The 2441-nt window shown below is 44.9% G+C and carries 2 protein-coding genes; one reads left to right on the forward strand and one right to left on the reverse strand.

Features of this window, described 5'->3' with window-relative positions:
• Positions 1–250: 250 nt before the first annotated feature.
• Positions 251–1681 (forward strand): carbon starvation protein A, encoded by a 1431-nt coding sequence (locus B5F91_RS14660; RefSeq protein WP_087429755.1) that lies wholly within the window; start codon positions 251–253, stop codon positions 1679–1681.
• Between the two features lie 65 nt (positions 1682–1746).
• On the opposite strand, the gene B5F91_RS14665 is transcribed toward B5F91_RS14660, so the two are convergent.
• Positions 1747–1974: a hypothetical protein gene (locus B5F91_RS14665; RefSeq protein ID WP_087429756.1), complete on the reverse strand. Its 228-nt coding sequence runs from the start codon at positions 1972–1974 to the stop codon at positions 1747–1749.
• Positions 1975–2441: the final 467 nt, after the last annotated feature.

A 2441-nucleotide genomic window follows, 5' to 3' on the forward strand; every position in this document is an offset into this window, starting at 1 on the left:
TATTGTTTGGTACCTGTAAAGATATAACATTTTTCCAATTGACCGGCTGATTCTGAATTGTATGTAGCCCTATAACATTATTCTTAAATCAATTCAAAACAGTTTCTAAAATTAAAAATAAATATCCGCGAAAATCTGCGCTAATCTGCGTTTCTAATTAATTCAATAAAAACCAAGCATATTTAAAGAATTATTCGTAGTTTTGCGGCGATTTGTTACAATACGGAACAATTTAATTACTGATAAAACTATGATAACATTTGTATTGAGCCTGATAGCCCTCGTGGTGGGCTATCTTGTTTACGGGCATATCGTAGAGCGTGTGTTCGCTCCCGACGACCGCCCTACCCCTGCGGTAAGCATGGCAGACGGAGTCGATTATGTTGTACTCCCCGGATGGAAAATCTTTATGATCCAGTTCTTGAACATCGCCGGAACGGGACCTATCTTCGGCGCGATTATGGGCGCCAAGTTCGGACCCTCCGCTTACTTGTGGATTGTATTGGGATGTATCTTTGCCGGAGCCGTACACGACTACCTGAGCGGGATGCTTTCGATGCGTCACAAAGGTGCCGGACTGCCCGAATTGGTAGGCGCCTACTTAGGCGGACGCACCAAGAAAGTGATGTTGGTCTTCTCCGTATTCCTCCTGCTGATGGTGGGTGCGGTATTCGTCTATAGCCCTGCCATTATTTTAGGCAAGCTCTGCAGCGACTCCCTTTCGTGGGTCTATATCTGGTGCCTGATTATCTTCGCCTATTATTTCCTCGCCACCATGTTGCCTATCGATAAAATCATCGGGCGCATCTACCCGATATTTGCCATAGCCATGCTGTTTATGGCGGTGGCTCTGATGGCGGTGCTCTTCGTCAAATGGCCCTCCCTGCCCGAACTGACCGACGGGCTTAGCAACATGAACCCCTCTTCGGGCACCATATTCCCTTGCCTGTTCATCACCATAGCCTGCGGAGCCATCAGCGGTTTCCATGCCACCCAAAGCCCGCTTATGGCACGGTGCATCAAGAGCGAACGCCAGGGACGCCCGTTGTTCTACGGCGCCATGATAACCGAAGGCGTAGTAGCCTTGATTTGGGCTACGGTCTCGATGTATTTCTTCTACGGAGGAGCAGCCGGAGAGTTAGGCGTACCCGCCACGCTCCAAGCCCCCGAAGTCGTTACAACGGTCTCACAAGGCTGGCTGGGAGCATTCGGCGGGGCTTTGGCGATATTGGGAGTAGTAGCCGCCCCGATTACCAGCGGAGACACTGCCCTGCGGAGCGCGCGGCTCATCATCGCCGAGTTCCTGCATTTGGAGCAACACTCCATCCGTAAGCGCATCTATATCTGCATCCCCGTATTCGGAGTCACCTTGGCATTGTTGTGGTATAACATCGCCGACGAAGACGGATTCAACGTGATATGGAACTATTTCGGCTGGGCAAACCAAACCTTGGCGGTATTCACGCTTTGGACCCTGACGGTCTACCTGGTACGCAAGCAAAAGAATTATTGGATTACCCTCCTGCCGGCTATGTTCATGACGGCGGTCTGCCTCTCTTTCCTGCTCGTCTCCGGCAATAGTTTCGGATTGCCCCCCGTCGTAGGCTATATCTCGGCAATAGCCGCTTTCATCGTATCGGGACTGCTCTTTGCCGTATGGAAAGCGAAACGCATTAAATAAGAATGAATGCCAATCAGCTTGAGAGTGTATCAAAATAAATTTTAGCTTTCATTTTTGATACACCCTCATCCCGAAGAGACCAAATAGTTTGATACTACCCCGTCTCCCAAGATGACCTTACTTGAACTAAGGGCATCGGTCAGGCCGACACTTCTCCTTGCGATAGGCTTGTTTGAAACAAGGTTGTCTCCAGAGATAAGGTGGTTTGAAAACACATCGTCTACCGTAATACACTGGATTACAAAGAAAAACGGGAAAGCGATAAGGGTCAAAATTTGGTCGAATAGTGTCATAGCATTAGTTTTTGGTTTACCCTACAAAGGTACGAAAAAGTTTTGAATTATGCAATACCCTGACGCACCTGTTTTGCCCGGCGCGGCGCAAACTATTTATTTTCACGTATGCAATTGCATGGTATGGTTTATGCATATATATGCAATCTTTGTAATTATAAGGGTGTAACTTGTTTATTTCGGTAAAATCTAACAAATCTAACAACTAACAATTAACTTTTTTGTTAGTTAGTACCGATAGGAAAAATACAATTATATACTATATATATAAATATATATATATTTATATATATAATGTTATATACAACTTTTTCTATTCCTACATTCATTCACTAAACATAATTGTTAGTTGTTAGATTTGTTAGATTTGTTAGATTTGTTAGATTTGTTGTTTTAGTGATTAGTTGATAATTGGTTGTTATAAGCTATTGATTATCAATGTCTATATGCAATTATCTTCCCAATCG

The sequence above is a fragment of the Bacteroides sp. An322 genome (assembly GCF_002161765.1).
In the GTDB taxonomy this organism is placed as follows: domain Bacteria; phylum Bacteroidota; class Bacteroidia; order Bacteroidales; family Bacteroidaceae; genus Phocaeicola; species Phocaeicola merdavium.